Raw genomic sequence first — 15056 nt, forward strand, 5'->3', positions numbered from 1 at the left:
ACGCGGGCTGTGGTCGCCCCGGCTTGTCGAGGTCGGCGAGCTTGCGGACCTGGGTGGGTTTCCACCGGGCCGCGTCGCTCGCACCACTCGCACTGTCCCGCCGTGAGCCGGATGACCAGCTCTTTACGACGGGTGGTGATCGGGGCTGGTAGGCGGTCGTTGATGGCCGCCTTCTTCTGCCGTTTCAGGGGGATACCACCGAACCTGGCGACCAGTGGTTTCCTGCCCGGCCGTGCCACGATGGCCTGGAAGCAGGTGCGCGGCCCGTGCGGTGTGACGATTTTGGCCTTGTACTTGCGGGCCATCTTCATCACCGTCGAGCGATGCTTCGCAGCCAGGGTCTTGAGCATCGACGTTTCGGCGACCCACCGAAGCCGTTTCAGCTTCGACACGTCGCCGGCGAGCAGGTAGTACTGAACCACGCCCCGGTACTCGGCGTCGTAGGTGCTGATGATGGCGTGGTCGTCCCAGCTCATCAACTCCTTGCGGCGCTCGGGTTGACCGCGTTCGAGGTAGGGGGCGATCTTGGCGGTGATCACCGTCCGGGGAACCCGCAGCCAGATGCTGCCGTTGACGCTGGGGCGGCACTGACTGTGTTGGACGGTGACCTCGTAGCCGAGGTATTGCGCAGCCTGGGTGCGGGCATGCGTGATCAAGGTCTTGTCCTGGCTCAGGTCCAGTTTGAGGTCGTCATGCAGGAACTGGGCCAGGCGTTGTTTGATCTGCTCGGCTTCGGCCTTGGGTCCGATGAACCCGAGGAGGTGGTCGTCTGCGTAACGGGAATATCGTAGCCGCCGGTATTCGGGATCATGAGTGTCCCATCCGGACATGCCACGTCGTTCCACACGCAGCCGGCGTGCCGCTATCCGATCGCCGCGCCGGTAAGCGCGTTTGATAGCGGCCGATATCCTGTGGTAGGCAGGGTTGGGTGTTCTGCCAGCCCTTCGGGTGTACTGCGGGATGAGCACTGTCTCGACGAATCTGTCCAACCGATCCAAATAGATGTTGGAAAGGATCGGTGATGCCACACCACCCTGCGGGGCGCCGCTGAGTGTTGCGTGATACTCCCAGTCCTCCAAGTACCCGGCTTGTAGCATCTGTTTGATGAGCCGGAGGAGCCGGTTATCGTGGATGTTTTCCGCCAGGATCGACAGCATGACCTCATGGTCAAGACTTCCGAAACAGTCGGCGATATCTCCCTCGATGAACCAGGTCGTCCCAGTCCAGGTGGTTGCCACTTCGTTTAGTGCGGTGTGGCAGCCACGGTTGGGACGGAAACCGTGTGAGCGATCGGAGAATCGCGGCTCGTAATACGCCTCCAACAGAAGGCGGACGACTTCGCCGACGAGTTTATCCGACCATGACGGTAGACCCAGGGGTCTCCGTTTTCCATTCTTTTTGGGAATGTAGACGCGTCGTGCTGGCTGGAATCGGTAGCGTTCGTGGCGCATCGCATCAATGATGCGGTCGATCTTGGCCAAAGACATCGCGTCGGCGGTTTCTCCGCAGGCCCCAGGCGTCATCGCTCCGTCGTTGGAGTAGATTCGGCCGTAGGCCAGTAGGTACAGGCTCGGGTTGAACAGTTGTCGGTACAGTTCGTTGCACGGCAGGCCACGCCTTCCGCGTTCACGTAGGACATTCAGCACCATTTCGGCGTTCTGCATTACGCATACCTCACGGTCGTTGAGTATCCAGCCACCTGGCCCCCTTCGCCCTGTGGACGGCCTTCCCGTCCTCCCTGGTCGGGCGTGACTCCGACGACTAATACGGGGCCTCTGTCACCATAGGGTTCGCACCCGACAGGTGATCCCACGTTCGTCCCTGTCATACGTAATAGCGCGTTTTAGGTTCCCCACTCATTCCCTTGATCTCCCTCGCTGGGAGCCGTTCCACGCTCCGAAGGTTGCGCCGACCACCACATCATGTCGACGCAGAGCGTGACGCCGGTTGCAGACGCCTTTCCGGCGGGAGTCAGCCGCTTCACCTACCGGGAATTGGGGTTCAGGCAATCCAGCTTTAACCATGACGCGCGGGTCCCTCGTCGCCTCGTTTCATGCGTCTGAACACGAGCGGTGATTTCCTGGCATGCTACGGTTCCCTTCACTTTTCAGATCCAGGTGAGCCATTGGACCCAAGAATTTCCCTTCGAATTCTTCCCAACTGTGCTGGGGATATGACAGAGCGCCTCGTGGCGCAGTGTGGTCGCTGACCGTGTTCGATCCGGCGTTGCCGGGGCGCAGCAGCATGGCCAGACTTTCCGCGGTGTTGGCGCACCACGCCCCGAGGGGGTGGTGTCCGTAGCCCTTCTTGAAGGTGGCGGCCGCGCCCTGCTTGTCACTGTGCGCGGTGATCAACGTGGCGTCCATGTCGATGACCACCCACCCGGTCAACGGTTTCCCGGCCACGGTCAGCCACGGAAATCCCTGCGGCCGGCGGGCGAGGAGGTCCCATACCCGGGCGCGGACCTTCGCCCGCGCGGTGGCGATCCGGCGTAACGCTGTCTCGTCCAGCCCGGCCAGAGCGCGGCGGACGGTCGATTCCGACGGCGGATCCGCGAACACCAGGGCCTGATGCGCCAACAGCCCGATATCGGACATGCTCGTCGCGCCGAGCACGATCGCGGTCGCCAGACAGACCAGCACCGTGCCCCGGTCCCACCACCCCGGCCCGCTCCCGCGCGGCAGGACCTTGTTCAACGCCGAGGTCAGACCGGTCCGGTCCGCGCACTGCCGCAGCAACACCGCGCCCGCGTGCCCGACCAGACCCTTGCCGCCCACGGCCACCCGCAACCGTGTGGCCCATCCCGTACTCTTACTCACCGGAAAGGTGCACCCGTTTCTGCTATGGATATGACTTCGACACTCACATCCTTGCAGGCCAGGTGCATCTTTCCCTTACCGGCCTCGATGACCTAATTCTCCCACTGACTGGGGGAGGCTGGGCACGGGGCGCTGGAGCACCGCAGTAGGTCTGTCTCGGCCACCGCCACCAGCCCTTGCCGCAACCGGCGCGTACCGCCACCAAGCCGCAATGCCACGTAGGGGTGTGTACAACTAACGGCGGATCTGCTGATCAAGGGAGATGCGCCAGATGACGACCGAGACCACCATCGAGCAGGAGGTCGAGGTTCGCGCGGCCGACCGGCACCACCGGCTTGACTCAGCCGCTGTCCTTCGCTTTCGGGCGGGCGCGCAGGTGGGCGCGTTCGCCCTGCTGGCCGAAGAGGCTGAGGAACTCGACCGGCTCGTCATCGACCGCGCCGAACCAGTGCGGCACCCGGGTGTCGAACTCCGCCGCCTCGCCGGGGGAGAGGATCAGATCGTGCTCACCGAGCAGGACGCGCAGCCGCCCGTCGAGGACGTACAGCCATTCGTAGCCTTCGTGGGTCTTCAGCTCCGGCTCCCGGCGCGGGCTGCGTGCCGGGATGATCAGCTTGTACGCCTGGATACCACCGGCCCGTCGGCTCAGCGGCAGCAGGGTCATCCCGAAGCGGGTGACCGGCCGCAGGTGGATGCGCGGGTCGCCGGTCGGTGGCGCGTCAACCAGCTCGTCCAGGCTGACCCCATGGGCGCGGGCGAGGGGCAGCAACAGCTCCAGGGTGGGTCGGCGGGTGCCGGATTCCAGCCGGGACAGGGTGCTCACCGAGATGCCGGTGGCAGCCGACAGCTCCGCGAGGGTCGTCTCGCGCTGTTTGCGCAGCGCCCGCAGTCGGGGGCCGACCGAGTCGAGGGCATGGTCGAGGCCGTCGTCCATACCACCAGCTTGTCAGACCGGCAAAGGCGTTTGCCGGTACGGTGGCCCGGCCGACGGTGCCGTGCCGGACATGCCCGGCACCGACCTTGTCGACCCGGTGCCCGGCGCAGGCATACTCGGTTGGTGACCACTACCAAACAGCCACGGTTGGAGATCGAGTACTGCACGCAGTGCCGTTGGATGCTGCGCGCCGCGTGGACAGCTCAGGAGCTGCTCACCACATTCGCGCTGCGGCTCGGTGAGGTGGCGCTGGTGCCGGGCACCGGCGGGGTGTTCGAGGTCCGGCTGGACGGCGAGACGATCTGGTCGCGCGGGGAGAGCGGCTTCCCGGGAATCCCCGAGCTGAAAAGACTGGTACGGGACCGTATCGCGCCCGATCTCAGCCTCGGCCACACCGACCGGGCCCTGCCGCACGGGCTCTGATCCGCCGCTCGGCTGTGCACCGTACGGCCACCGGTAGTCAACTCCTTGGATATCGACGTCGACCACAATACGCTGGTCGCCTCGGTCACCCAGGGAGTCTGTCTTGCGCCATTCCACCAGCCCGAACCGGACGGCGATCCGCAGCCGGAACTGGATCGCCGCCGCAGCGCTGTCCACTGTGCTGGTCGTCGCTCCCGCCACGGCCGCGCGGGCCGCGAACCTGCCCAACCTGCCCCAGTCCGCCGGCGGCTACGAGCTGACGTTCGCGCCGGCCTACGACTACGACGGCGACGGGTGCTACCCGGTCGCGGCGATCGCCCCCGACGGCACCCTCAACGGCGGACTGAACACCACCGGGGCGGTCAACGGCAACTGCCGCGACCAGTCCGATCTCGACCGGACCCAGACGTACGCCAGGTCGAAGTGCAACAACGGCTGGTGCGCCATCGTGTATGCGAGTTACTTCGAGAAGGACCAGATTCTGCCGGGCTGCTGTGGTCACCGGCACGACTGGGAGCACGTCGTCTCCTGGGTGAACCAGGCGTCGGACCGGGTCGACTACGTGTCCCGCACGGTGCACGGTGAGGTGCAGACCTATCCGCGGTCCTCGGTGCGGTTCGACGGCACGCATCCAAAGGTCGTCTACCACAAGGAAGGCGCCTTCGGCTCGCACAACTTCCGGCTGGCGAACAGCAACGACGACCCACCGGAGAACCACTACGGCACCTGGCGGTTTCCGCCGGTCGTCGACTGGAACGGCTGGCCCAGCGCCGCGCTGCGGGACCGGTTGATGACCGCCGACTTCGGCTCTGCCAGCATCAAGATCACCGATCAGGACGACCGGTTTCGTAATCTGCTGAACCGGTCAAAACCGGCAGGTATCCCCTTCGACCCCTGGGCTTGACCCATGATGTGTGCACTGGCTTGATGCCACAGGTGCATCTTGATGCACCTGTGGCATCAGTCTCGCCCAGATCAACCACTCCTCAGCCGGCTGCCCGACGGCTCTGGTGCGGCCCGGTCTCCCGCTCCGTCGCCAGTGGGCTCATCGAGGTGACGCTGACGCACGTTAAAACGCGGAAATAGCGTGCGTCAGCGTCACCTCGATGAGCGTCAGGCTGCCCTTGGGCGCCAAGGGTGACGCTGTGCGCCGAACGTGCGCGGTTCCTGAGGCTCAGCCCGGCTGAGGCTCAGGCCGGCGCGGAATGATCCGGTGGGCGGGGTCGTTGTGCATGGTCGCGCCACGCAATCCGGCCCGCGGCCGCCGGGCGGCAGTCAGGCTCCGGCCCGGGCAGGCAGCCTGGTCGGTGGACTTGGTCGGCCCGGTCAGTGGGTGGGCCCGGTCGGGAATCGTCGGCGGGCCGGCGTGGTTGTACATGGTCACGGCGCGCAGCAGCGCCCCCGCGCCCCAGCCTGTGGGGCGTGCCGGAGCCGCGTCGAGCCGACATCGCACGTCTGACCCCCGTACCACCCGGATGACCGTTTACCGCACACCCGCCCGTGACGGGTGTGCCCCCTCGGCAAACGGAAGGTGGACCCCCCATGACCACGATCATCACCCGTACCCTGCGTACCAGCCTGCGTAACACCGCCCTGGGCATCGCCGGGCTGACCCTGGCCGGCGGCGCGATCGCCGCGCCCGCCCTGGCCGCCGAGCACGCCCCCACCGCCCTGGCCGCACCCGTGTCCGCCGCCGCCAGCAGTGGCGTGGACGCCGGCACGCTGACCCCGCACGGTGTGCAGGGTGAGCAGTCCCGGATCGACCTGTCCGGCGAGCAGACCGACAACGTCAAGGGCATCATCGCCGCGACGAAGAAGGCCGGCATGGACGAGCGGGCCGCCGTGGTCGCCATCGCGACCGCCCTGCAGGAGTCGAAGCTGGAGAACCTGGGTCACCTGGGTGACCGTAACGACCACGACTCGCAGGGCCTGTTCCAGCAGCGTCCGTCGTCGGGTTGGGGCACGGTGGAGGAGATCACCGACGTGGAGTACTCCACCACCGCGTTCCTCGACGCCCTCAAGGCCGTCGACGGCTGGCAGGACATGCCGCTGACCGAGGCCGCCCAGGCGGTGCAGGTGTCGGCGTACCCGGACCACTACGCGCAGTGGGAGACTCAGGCCGCCGAGCTGGTCGCCCAGCACTGGAACAGCTGACCCGAGACGCCCCAAGCTCAGCGCGAAGGGCCGGACCCGTACCCGGGGTCCGGCCCTCACGCTGCGTCGGGCCCCGAGGCGCTGAGAATCGACCAGGATCAGTCGGACAGTGACCGGCGGGCGGCGGCGACGACCTCCGGATCGGCGCAACCGGCCGCGTAGCCGGTGATGCGTCGGCGGATGTCGCGGCCCAGCAGCCACAACCCGATCCGGTCGGCGACCGGGCGCAACGGTGCCGGCCGGCAGCGGAAGCTGTACCGCCAGGTCGCCACCGTGTGACCGGGCTCGGACGCCGGGGCGAACCGCCAACCGCCGGCGAACATCTCGAAGAACCAGGGACCACGCACCATCTTCATGCCGACGTTGGTCGGCGGAGCGTACGAGACGTACTCGCTGATCATCGTCAGGCCGTGCCGGGACCGGGTGAAGGTACGGACGCCCTTGCCGGGACGGGTGGCCCCGTCGACGAAGTGCTGTGCCCGGATGAACGGGTCCCAACGGTGCCGGACCGGCGTGGTGGTCTGGGACACCGCGAAGGCGAGATCCGGCGGTACGGGGACGGTGACCACTGCTTCGACCACAGGCATCGGCCCATCATCCGCCACCGACGGTCAGGTGCGGCGCGGGCGCTCGATCCGAATGGGGTCGCCCCTCACCAGCGCGTCGTGCATCCGCCAGCGGTCGGACTCCATCGCTTGCGAGGCCAGCAGGTCACCGTGTTCGAGCCGTTCACGCAGCAGTCGCAGGGCGATGCGACGGTTCAGTTGCGATCGCCGTTCCGTGTCGACCACGACCACCAGCCCGGACGGGCGGTGGGTGGCCCGCACCGCCGTGCTGGCCTTGTTGCGGTGCTGGCCACCAGGCCCGCCGGTGCGGCAGGCGACGATGTCGACGTCCGCTTCCCGGAACACGGTCGGGATCGGGCCGACCTGGCACGGCTGGGCGGTGACGTACCAGTTCTTCCGGCCATGCCCGGCCCGGTACGGGCTCGGTGCCTGCCAGCACAGGGTGCCAGTCCAAGAGGCGGCGAACTCCTCGGCTCCGCTGCCGTCGACGCGGACCAGCGCCGACCGGTAGGTGCCTGGCCGGTCGCCGACGACGGTCCGGGTCCGGCGGGTGGTCAGCCGCTGAGCGGCAGCGTCGGCTTCCAACCGACGCAGCAGTTGGGCCACGGCCCAGGCGCATTCCTGCGGACCACGCCCGGCGGACAGCAGCAGGGACGCGGTCGTCACCGCTGGCCTCGGCCACGGTGACGCGGCCGCCGGTCCGGCCGGGTGCCGGTGCCGTTGTCGGCGGTCTTGTAGGTGACCAGCGGGACCGTGCTGGCCACCGGGGTGGCCAGGCGGTGGGCCACCAGGTCGGCGATGACCCGCTCGATGCGTTTGTACGCCGTCGGCGCCTCCTCGAACAGCAGTTGACGATCGCCGCACACCACCACCGAGCCGACCGGGGTACGGCGCAGCTCCGCCACGGTGTGCTTGACCCGGCCTCGGCGCAGGGCATCGGCGCGGGACATCTTGCGGCCGGCGCCGTGCGCCACCGAGTAGTTGGCGTCCGGTCCGGCGTGCGCGGCGACCAGGTAGGAGGCGGTGCCACGGGTGCCGGCGACCAGGACGTCCCGGCCGTCGCCGGGGGCCGCCCCTTTACGGTGCAGGTACCTGCCGTCCCGGATCTCGACCAGGTTGTGGCACTGGTCGACGATCGGTTCGGTGGGTGCGGCCCCGAGCGCGTGGGCGACCCGGGCGGCGAGTAGCCGCCGGTTCAGCGACCCCCAGCGTACGGCCTGGTCGTGCCGGGCCAGGTACTCGCCGGGATCGGCGGCCGGGCCGGCACCGTGCACGTCGGTGTGGGCGCGCAGGATCCGTTCGCCGAGACCACGGGAACCGCTGTGCACGACCAGCACGAGATCGCCGGTGGTTACGCCGAGCCGGCCGGCGTGCACGACATCGGCGACGGCGTCGACCCGGGCCAGCTCGACGAAGTGGTTGCCCCGGCCGACGGTGCCGAGGCCGTCGAGATGCCCGGCGGGTACGTCGCCGTCGGCAACCTCCCAGGCCGGATCGCCGTCGCCGATCCGTAGCGGGCGGTCCAGGTCGGGGAAGCGCGTGGCCAGCTTGGCAGCGACGGCCCGCTTCAGCGTGATCGGAAAGACCGCGATGCCGCACCCGATGTCGGATCCCACCAGGTACGGGTACAGCACGGTTGATGTCATCGCGGCACCGATCGGGGCGCCTTTGCCGGGATGCAGGTCCGGCATTCCGGCGACGTGAATCATGCCGGTGAGGGCGGCGACCTGGTGGCACTGGTCGAGGGCAGCTGACTCGATCCAGCTGTCCTGGGTGGCGAATATCTGCACAGTAGACAAAAGGACGCTCTCTGCTCGGAGAAGGCATGGTCGGGCTGCGATGCGCGGCAGATGCTTCTCAGAACGTCATGATCGTGATGGTCGCGCAGCCGACCCGTGCGGGGCAACGCATTTTGCTCGAAGCCTGCTGCGGGGGACCGGCGGCACGCTGCGGGTCAGAACGACGCAGGTGAGGGCGACGCAGGTCAGAACAGGGTCAGCGGCTGTGCCGGGATCGGCTCGGGCAGCGGGTCGAGCTGCGGTAGCGCGGCCCGTACCTCGTCGTGGAAGCGGCGGGCCAGGGCCGGCGCGTCGGCGTTGTCCGGGGTGTGGATGAACACCGTCGGCGAGCGGCCCTGCCGCAGCCAGGCCACCGATGCCTCGACCCAGTGCCGCCAGCCGGCGACGGTCTGCTCGACGTCGTCGCGGCCGAGGTAGCGCACGATCGGCCGGTCGGTCAGTGTCCGGGTGCGCAGCGGGGCGCGGGGCTTCTTGACCCAGGCGTCGCGTTCGGCGTCGCTGGTCGGCTCGGCGGCGAAGAACGTCGTGGTGTCGAACGGCACCCACTCGGCGTCGACGTCGGTCAGTACCCCTTCGAGCAGCCGGGTCGCGGCCGGGTCGGTGAAGAACGCCGGGTGGCGGACCTCGACGGCGTACCGGTGGTCGCGGGGGAGTCGGCGCAGCAAGCGGGCCAGGGCGGGCACGTCGTCAGGGCCGAACGACGCCGGCAGTTGGGCCCAGACCGCATGGGTACGCGGCCCGAGCGGCGCGATCGCGTCGAGGAAGGCGTGCAACGGCTCGTCGGCGTCGGTGAGCCGGAGGTCGTGGGTGACGGTCCTCGGCAGTTTGAGTACGAAGCGGAAGTCGGGGTCGGTCTGCGCCGCCCAGGTGGCGACGGTCTCCCGGGTCGGGGTGGCGTAGAAGGTGGTGTTGCCTTCGACGGCGGTGCACCAGGCGGCATAGTGGCGCAGCCGTTCGGCCGGCGGTAGCGGGTGCGCGATCAGCCGCCCCTGCCAGGACTTGTGTGCCCACATCGCACAGCCAACGTGCAGCCGGGGTCTGCTTGGCGACGGGGAGGCGGTGTCGCTGCTCGGCACGGCGACAACGATAGAGCCACCCGGTTGGAGCGCTGGACTTAACGCCGTATTCATCGACCTGTTTTGATCAAGGTAATTGAGAGGCTTAGATTCCTGGTGTCGACCTGCCCGCCGTAACCCCAGGCCGGAGCACCCGACCCGGCCGCAGTGGGCAGCGACGCCAGGAGTCCCCATGGCCCGCCGTGCCGTCAGTGCCCGACCCACAGTCAGAGCCCGACCCGCCATCGGTGTCCGCCGCGCCGTCAGCGCCGCCGTGGCCGCGACGGTCGTCGTCGTCGCCCTCACTCTGACCGCCGTCCCCGCCCAGGCCACCCCGCCCAACATCCCGTCCTACAGCACCGCGCTCAGCCGGCTGAACTCGCTGACCGTGGCCGCCGAGTCGCACCAGTCCAGCTACAGCCGGTCGCTGTTCCCGCACTGGATCACCATCACCGGCAGCTGCAACACCCGGGAGCAGGTGCTCAAGCGCGACGGCAGCAACGTCGTGGTCAACAGCAGCTGCTACCCGACCTCCGGATCCTGGTACAGCCCGTTCGACGGGGCCACCTGGACGCAGGCGTCGGACGTCGACATCGACCACATGGTGCCGCTCGCCGAGGCGTGGCGTTCCGGCGCCTGGGCCTGGTCCACGGCCCGGCGCCAGACGTACGCCAACGACCTCGGCGGGCCGGAGCTGTGGGCGGTCACCGACAACGTCAACCAGGCCAAGGGCGACAAGGACCCGGCCGACTGGCAGCCGCCACTCGCCTCGTTCCGCTGCACCTACGCCCGGGCCTGGATTCAGGTGAAGTGGTACTACGACATGACAGTGGACAGCGCGGAGAAGTCCGCCCTGTCCGGCATGCTGGCCACCTGCTGACCCTGCGGGCGTGCTGGCCACCTGCTGACCTCACCGGCCGTCGGGCAGCCCGGCTACCCTGCCCCGCATGAGTCTTGCGGTAACCGTCGGGATCACCACGGCACTGTCCGGCATCGACGACGAGGGGGCGGCGCGCAGCCGCGCCGCCCTCGACCAGTTGAGCGCCGCGCTGGCCGCCGAGGGCGTCAGCTGGCAGGAGCAGTACGCCGCAGCGGTGCCGTCGACCCGGCCGCACCTGCGCAGCCTGCCGACCAGCTGGCTGCACCAGCTGCGCCGGGTGCTGGCCCTGGTGGATCTGGACCGGCCGGTCACCCCGATCATCGACGTGAGTGGACTCACCGCCGACCGGGAGCTGATCGACGACCAGGCGTCCATGCTGGAGTCACACCTGCTGTGCCACTCCGACACCGCCGGTTACTACGTGCCGGCCGATTTCGGCGACCCGGTGTTCCTGCCGGCCGAGGCCGGGGTGGCCGGCGGCGGCATCGTCGGGTCGGGTCAGGCTCTGCTCGCCGAGCTGCGGCGCTGTGCTCCGGCGCTCGGAGTCCGGCTGGACCCGGCCGGGGAGCTGCCGGACACCGAGGCGGCCCGGCTGTTCGCGGTGCCCGACGGCACCGACTTCTCCGCCGAGACGCAGGCGTGGCTCACCCTGCACGAGGCGTGCCGGGCGAGCATCGCCTGCGGCCGGGCCATCGTGTTTCACTGACCCGGGCCGGGCCTGCTGACCCGGACAGTGCCTGCCTGGACGACCGGCCCCCGGCCGGGCGGCGCATCGCCCCCCGGACGGCCGGTGTGCTCAGCGCAGCACGTGGGAAAGCTGTTCGATGGCGAAGTCCACGTCGGCGTCGTCGACGACCAGCGGCGGGGCGAGCCGGATCGTCGCACCGTGGGTGTCCTTGGCCAGTACGCCCCGCTCGGCGAGCCGTTCGCAGGCCTGCCGACCGGTCGTCCGCCGCGGGTCCAGGTCCAGCCCGGCCCACAGCCCGCGGCCACGGACGGCGCGCAGCCGTCCCTCGGCGCGCAGCGCGTCGAGCCCCGCGTGCAGCCGGGTGCCCAGCTCCGCCGAGCGGCGCTGGTACTCGCCGGTGGCCAGCAGCCGGACCACCTCGGTGGCGACCGCGCAGGCGAGGGCGTTGCCGCCGAACGTCGAGCCGTGCTCGCCGGGGCGCAGCACCCCGAGCACCGGCCGGTCGGCGACCACCGCCGACACCGGCACGATGCCGCCGCCGAGTGCCTTGCCCAGGATGTACATGTCCGGCACCACGCCCTCGTGGTCGCAGGCGAACGTCGCCCCGGTACGGCCCAGCCCGGACTGGATCTCGTCGGCGAGCAACAGGACGTCGTTGCGGGTGCACAGGTCGCGTACCCCGGTCAGGTAGCCGTCCGGCGGCACCACCACGCCCTGCTCGCCCTGGATCGGCTCCAGCAGCACCGCGACGCAGGTCTCGTCGATCGCGTCGGCCAGCGCGGCGAGGTCGCCGTACGGCACGATCCGGAACCCCGGGGTGTACGGCCCGAAGTCGGCGCGGGCCTCGGCGTCGGTGGAGAAGCTGACGATCGTCGTGGTCCGGCCGTGGAAGTTGCCGTCGGCCACGACGATGGTGGCCTGCCCGTCCGGTACGCCCTTGACCTGGTAGCCCCACTTGCGGGCGACCTTGATCGCGGTCTCCACCGCCTCGGCGCCGGTGTTCATCGGCAGCACCATGTCCTTGCCGCACAGTTCGGCCAGCTCCCGGCAGAAGTCGGCGAACCGGTCGTGGGTGAACGCCCGACTGGTCAGGGTGAGCCGGTCCAGTTGGGCGTGCGCGGCGGCGGTCAGGGTCGGATGCCGGTGGCCGAAGTTGAGCGCCGAGTAGCCGGCCAGGCAGTCCAGGTAGCGCCGCCCGTCGACGTCGGTGACCCAGGCGCCGGCGGCCTCGCTGATCACCACCGGCAAGGGGTGGTAGTTGTGCGCGGTCCAGCGTTCGGCGTCCCGTACCGCCCTCGGTGTCCGCAGCATCCCGTCGACGATCATCGGCTCGACCCCCTCAGCTCCAGGGTGCAGCACTTCGGGCCGCCGCCGGCCTTGCGCAGCTCGGACAGGTCGACCCCGATCGGGTGGTAGCCGCGTTCGCGCAGCGCCGCCGCCAGCCCGTCGGCCTGCACCGGCAGCACCACGTGCCGGCCGTCGCTGACCGCGTTGAGGCCGAACGCGGCGGCGTCGGCCAGGCTGGCCGTGACGGCGTCCGGGAACAGCCGGCGCAGCACCGCCTGACTGCCCGGGGAGAACGCCTCCGGCAGGTACGCGATGGTCTGCTCGTCGAGCACCGCGAGCGCGGTGTCCAGGTGGTAGAAGCACGGGTCGACCAGTTGCAGGGTGACCACGGGGCGGCCGAACACCTCCTGGGCGTGGGCGTGCGCGGCGTGCGAGGTGCGGAACCCGGTGCCGGCCAGCAGGTAGTCGCCGACCACCAGGAAGTCGCCTTCGCCTTCGTTGACGTGTTTGGCCTCGTGTACCGGGAAGCCGGCCTGTTCCAGCCAGTCGCGGTAGGCGGGCGCCTCGTCGGCCCGCTGCGGCTCGCGGAACTGCACGGCCAGGGCCCGGCCGTCGATGACGGTGGCGCCGTTGGCGGCGAAGACCATGTCGGGCAGGCCGGGTAGTGGCTCGATCTCGTCGACCGTGTGGCCCAGTTCCAGGTACGTCCGGCGCAGCTGGTTCCATTGCGCGATCGCCAGCTCCCGGTCGACGTGGCGGGCCGGGTCCATCCACGGGTTGATCGCGTATTCCACGGCGAAGTACGTCGGCCGGCACATCAGGTACTGCCGGCGGGTGGCGTGCATCGTCATGCGGTTGGCTCCTGTGGGTCGAAGGCGCGCCCCGGCGGTGGCCGTGGGCTGGCGCTTGTTCTCCACGCTAAGGGCTGGTACCCGCAGAAACCATTGCCAGGAGTTGCTTCTAGCGGCGAATCGTTGCGTCATTGCCGAGTGTGATATGCGCTTTGTTGCGTACGCATGCTTTCGGGGGGCGACCACGCTGTCGCCCCCCGAAGATGCGGTGCCCGGTGAACCACCGGTTCGGTCGGCCCTCGTGCGGTGAACCACCGCCGCCGGGCCCTGCGGGACGGTGAACCACCGTCCCGGGTCACGATTGCCCGTCAGAAGATTCCGACAAACTGTGAGTCAAGCCACTGCCGTACCTGCTGCACCATGTCGGTCTCGGTGGTCAGCCAGCTCAGCGCGCCGGTCAGTGCCAGGCTGCCGACGATCATCGTCCCGAGGGCGAGGACGCTGCCCATCAGCGCCTCGGTCCGGCCGGCGATGTGCCGGCGGGCCGTCGCCGAGATCCCGCCGAGGCCGGTGGCGAGGGCGAACACCCCGATCGCGACGCCGTACGGTGCCAGTGGCCCGGAGAGCACGAACAGCGCGCCGGTGACCCCGGTGATCAGGCTGACCGTGGCCAGCAGGCTGGCCCGGGGCCGAGGGCCGGCCGGTGCCGGCGGGGGAGCCGGCCGGGGGTCACCGCCCTCCCGGGTGGGCGGCTCGGGGCGCGGTCCCGGCGGTGTCGGCCGGGTGGCCGGGTCGGTGACCCCGGCCCGCGTGTCGGCCGTTGCCGTGTCGGCTCGCGTGGTGTCGACCCGCCTGGTGTCGGCTCGCGTCGTGTCAGCCTCTGCGGTGTCGGCCGTGCCGGTCGCGGTCGCGGTGGTACCGCCGGTCGGTGGCGGGTCGTCCGCCGGCCTCGTCGGTTCCGTGCGCCGGGACAGCGAGGGAATCCTGACCATGACAGACCTCCTTATCGGTACGCCGGACCGCACCGCGGCTGGGCAGGGCCTCCGGCGGTTGTCGGCTTGCAGTACCCGGATGTCCGGTCCGCCACACCAGTCACGGTCAAGCGGGTGGCGATACCCTCGGACGGTCAGGTTCCGATCATGGGCGGGTGTAACGGTGACGGTGAGGCCAGCAGGACCGGAAGCGGATCACAGGACGCGCGGTCCCGACGATCCGCCGGAGCTCACGGACTACTTCCGTCAGCTGCTGTGGCAACGGCACATCGTCGGTCTCTGCCGCGCCGGGGCCGCGGCGACCCGCATCGGTGAGGCCGCCGCCGCGCGTACCGGCCGTAACCTGACCCAGTTCCTGGTGCTGGGCATGCTCGACGCCACCGGTCCCCGTTCCCAGCAGGAGCTCAGCGACGGGCTACGGACCGACCGGACCACGATGGTCGGCACGGTCGACGCGCTGGAACGCGCCGGCCTGGTCACCCGGCAGCGCAATCCGACCAACCGGCGGGCGTACATCGTCACCATCAGCCCGGCCGGCCGGGCGGCCCTTGCGACGATCTCGGCCGACGCGGCGACCCTTGAGGCCCGGTTCTTCGAGCGGCTCACCGCCGACGAGCGGGACCAACTGGTCGGCCTGATCGGCAAGCTACTGATCGGTGCCGACTAGG

At 69.5% G+C, this 15056-nt stretch carries 16 protein-coding genes; 6 read left to right on the forward strand and 10 right to left on the reverse strand.

What is annotated here, in order from left to right; all coding sequences use genetic code 11:
- The 3 genes from EDC02_RS00005 to EDC02_RS00015 form a co-directional block, all read right to left on the reverse strand.
- Nucleotides 1-1664 (reverse strand): reverse transcriptase/maturase family protein (locus EDC02_RS00005; protein WP_233605652.1); only part of this gene is annotated, 1664 nt, incomplete at its 3' end.
- Nucleotides 1665-2051: 387 nt separating this feature from the next.
- Nucleotides 2052-2783 (reverse strand): transposase, encoded by a 732-nt coding sequence (locus tag EDC02_RS00010; protein WP_233606310.1) that lies wholly within the window; start codon nt 2781-2783, stop codon nt 2052-2054.
- A 376-nt stretch (nt 2784-3159) separates the two neighbouring features.
- Entirely contained in the window at nt 3160-3753 is a 594-nt protein-coding gene (locus EDC02_RS00015; RefSeq protein ID WP_123600139.1) for a helix-turn-helix domain-containing protein, read from the reverse strand.
- A 123-nt stretch (nt 3754-3876) separates the two neighbouring features.
- On the opposite strand from EDC02_RS00015, the gene EDC02_RS00020 reads away from it, so the two are divergent.
- From EDC02_RS00020 to EDC02_RS00035, 3 genes are all read left to right on the forward strand, one after another.
- A complete protein-coding gene (locus EDC02_RS00020) occupies nt 3877-4176 on the forward strand; it encodes a SelT/SelW/SelH family protein (protein WP_233605653.1) in 300 nt (99 codons plus the stop codon).
- 103 nt (nt 4177-4279) lie between these two features.
- Entirely contained in the window at nt 4280-5080 is an 801-nt protein-coding gene (locus EDC02_RS00025; protein WP_233605654.1) for an NPP1 family protein, read from the forward strand.
- Nucleotides 5081-5742: 662 nt separating this feature from the next.
- On the forward strand, nt 5743-6330 hold the full coding sequence (locus EDC02_RS00035; protein ID WP_123604355.1) for a hypothetical protein: 588 nt from the start codon (nt 5743-5745) through the stop codon (nt 6328-6330).
- Nucleotides 6331-6428: 98 nt separating this feature from the next.
- Here the strand turns inward: EDC02_RS00035 and EDC02_RS00040 are convergent, their stop codons facing one another.
- The 4 genes from EDC02_RS00040 to EDC02_RS00055 all read right to left on the reverse strand — a co-directional run bounded on the left by EDC02_RS00040 (nt 6429) and on the right by EDC02_RS00055 (nt 9708).
- Nucleotides 6429-6917: an SRPBCC family protein gene (locus EDC02_RS00040; RefSeq protein WP_123600142.1), complete on the reverse strand. Its 489-nt coding sequence runs from the start codon at nt 6915-6917 to the stop codon at nt 6429-6431.
- 24 nt (nt 6918-6941) lie between these two features.
- The gene (prfH, locus tag EDC02_RS00045) at nt 6942-7562 is read right to left on the reverse strand and encodes a peptide chain release factor H (protein ID WP_123600143.1); all 621 of its coding nucleotides are present in this window, start codon (nt 7560-7562) and stop codon (nt 6942-6944) included.
- Nucleotides 7559-8695, reverse strand: coding sequence for an RNA ligase RtcB family protein (locus EDC02_RS00050; RefSeq protein WP_370461399.1), 1137 nt, complete (start codon nt 8693-8695; stop codon nt 7559-7561). The genes prfH and EDC02_RS00050 overlap by 4 nt, the downstream gene beginning before the upstream one ends.
- A gap of 185 nt (nt 8696-8880) precedes the next feature.
- On the reverse strand, nt 8881-9708 hold the full coding sequence (locus EDC02_RS00055) for a DUF72 domain-containing protein (RefSeq protein WP_123600145.1): 828 nt from the start codon (nt 9706-9708) through the stop codon (nt 8881-8883).
- A gap of 235 nt (nt 9709-9943) precedes the next feature.
- Here EDC02_RS00055 and EDC02_RS00060 point away from each other — a divergent pair, with 235 nt between their 5' ends.
- Both EDC02_RS00060 and EDC02_RS00065 read left to right on the forward strand, forming a co-directional pair.
- Entirely contained in the window at nt 9944-10630 is a 687-nt protein-coding gene (locus EDC02_RS00060) for an HNH endonuclease family protein (RefSeq protein ID WP_123600146.1), read from the forward strand.
- 67 nt (nt 10631-10697) lie between these two features.
- Nucleotides 10698-11336 carry a hypothetical protein gene (locus EDC02_RS00065; protein ID WP_123600147.1) on the forward strand — a complete coding sequence of 213 codons (639 nt, stop codon included), beginning with the start codon at nt 10698-10700 and terminating at the stop codon, nt 11334-11336.
- Between the two features lie 90 nt (nt 11337-11426).
- On the opposite strand, the gene rocD is transcribed toward EDC02_RS00065, so the two are convergent.
- From rocD to EDC02_RS00080, 3 genes are all read right to left on the reverse strand, one after another.
- Complete coding sequence (gene rocD / locus EDC02_RS00070) at nt 11427-12644, reverse strand: ornithine--oxo-acid transaminase (protein WP_123600148.1); 1218 nt, start codon at nt 12642-12644, stop codon at nt 11427-11429.
- Nucleotides 12641-13450: a dimethylargininase gene (ddaH, locus tag EDC02_RS00075; RefSeq protein ID WP_199757781.1), complete on the reverse strand. Its 810-nt coding sequence runs from the start codon at nt 13448-13450 to the stop codon at nt 12641-12643. The genes rocD and ddaH overlap by 4 nt, the downstream gene beginning before the upstream one ends.
- Before the next feature lie 314 nt (nt 13451-13764).
- The gene (locus EDC02_RS00080) at nt 13765-14388 is read right to left on the reverse strand and encodes a hypothetical protein (protein ID WP_123600150.1); all 624 of its coding nucleotides are present in this window, start codon (nt 14386-14388) and stop codon (nt 13765-13767) included.
- A 169-nt stretch (nt 14389-14557) separates the two neighbouring features.
- Between EDC02_RS00080 and EDC02_RS00085 the strand changes: the two genes are divergently transcribed.
- Nucleotides 14558-15055, forward strand: coding sequence for a MarR family winged helix-turn-helix transcriptional regulator (locus EDC02_RS00085; RefSeq protein WP_233605655.1), 498 nt, complete (start codon nt 14558-14560; stop codon nt 15053-15055).
- The last annotated feature ends 1 nt before the right edge of the window (nt 15056 follow it).

This window comes from Micromonospora sp. Llam0 (genome assembly GCF_003751085.1).
In the GTDB taxonomy this organism is placed as follows: domain Bacteria; phylum Actinomycetota; class Actinomycetes; order Mycobacteriales; family Micromonosporaceae; genus Micromonospora_E.

What these genes read in the sequence shown, in the direction of transcription:
- EDC02_RS00015 (WP_123600139.1), bottom strand. Translation starts at nt 3,753, where the DNA reads ATGGACGACGGCCTCGACCATGCCCTCGACTCGGTCGGCCCCCGACTG.
- EDC02_RS00040 (WP_123600142.1), bottom strand. Translation starts at nt 6,917, where the DNA reads ATGCCTGTGGTCGAAGCAGTGGTCACCGTCCCCGTACCGCCGGATCTC.
- EDC02_RS00055 (WP_123600145.1), bottom strand. Translation starts at nt 9,708, where the DNA reads ATGTGGGCACACAAGTCCTGGCAGGGGCGGCTGATCGCGCACCCGCTA.
- EDC02_RS00060 (WP_123600146.1), top strand. Translation starts at nt 9,944, where the DNA reads ATGGCCCGCCGTGCCGTCAGTGCCCGACCCACAGTCAGAGCCCGACCC.
- EDC02_RS00065 (WP_123600147.1), top strand. Translation starts at nt 10,698, where the DNA reads ATGAGTCTTGCGGTAACCGTCGGGATCACCACGGCACTGTCCGGCATC.
- rocD (WP_123600148.1), bottom strand. Translation starts at nt 12,644, where the DNA reads ATGATCGTCGACGGGATGCTGCGGACACCGAGGGCGGTACGGGACGCC.
- ddaH (WP_199757781.1), bottom strand. Translation starts at nt 13,450, where the DNA reads ATGCACGCCACCCGCCGGCAGTACCTGATGTGCCGGCCGACGTACTTC.
- EDC02_RS00080 (WP_123600150.1), bottom strand. Translation starts at nt 14,388, where the DNA reads ATGGTCAGGATTCCCTCGCTGTCCCGGCGCACGGAACCGACGAGGCCG.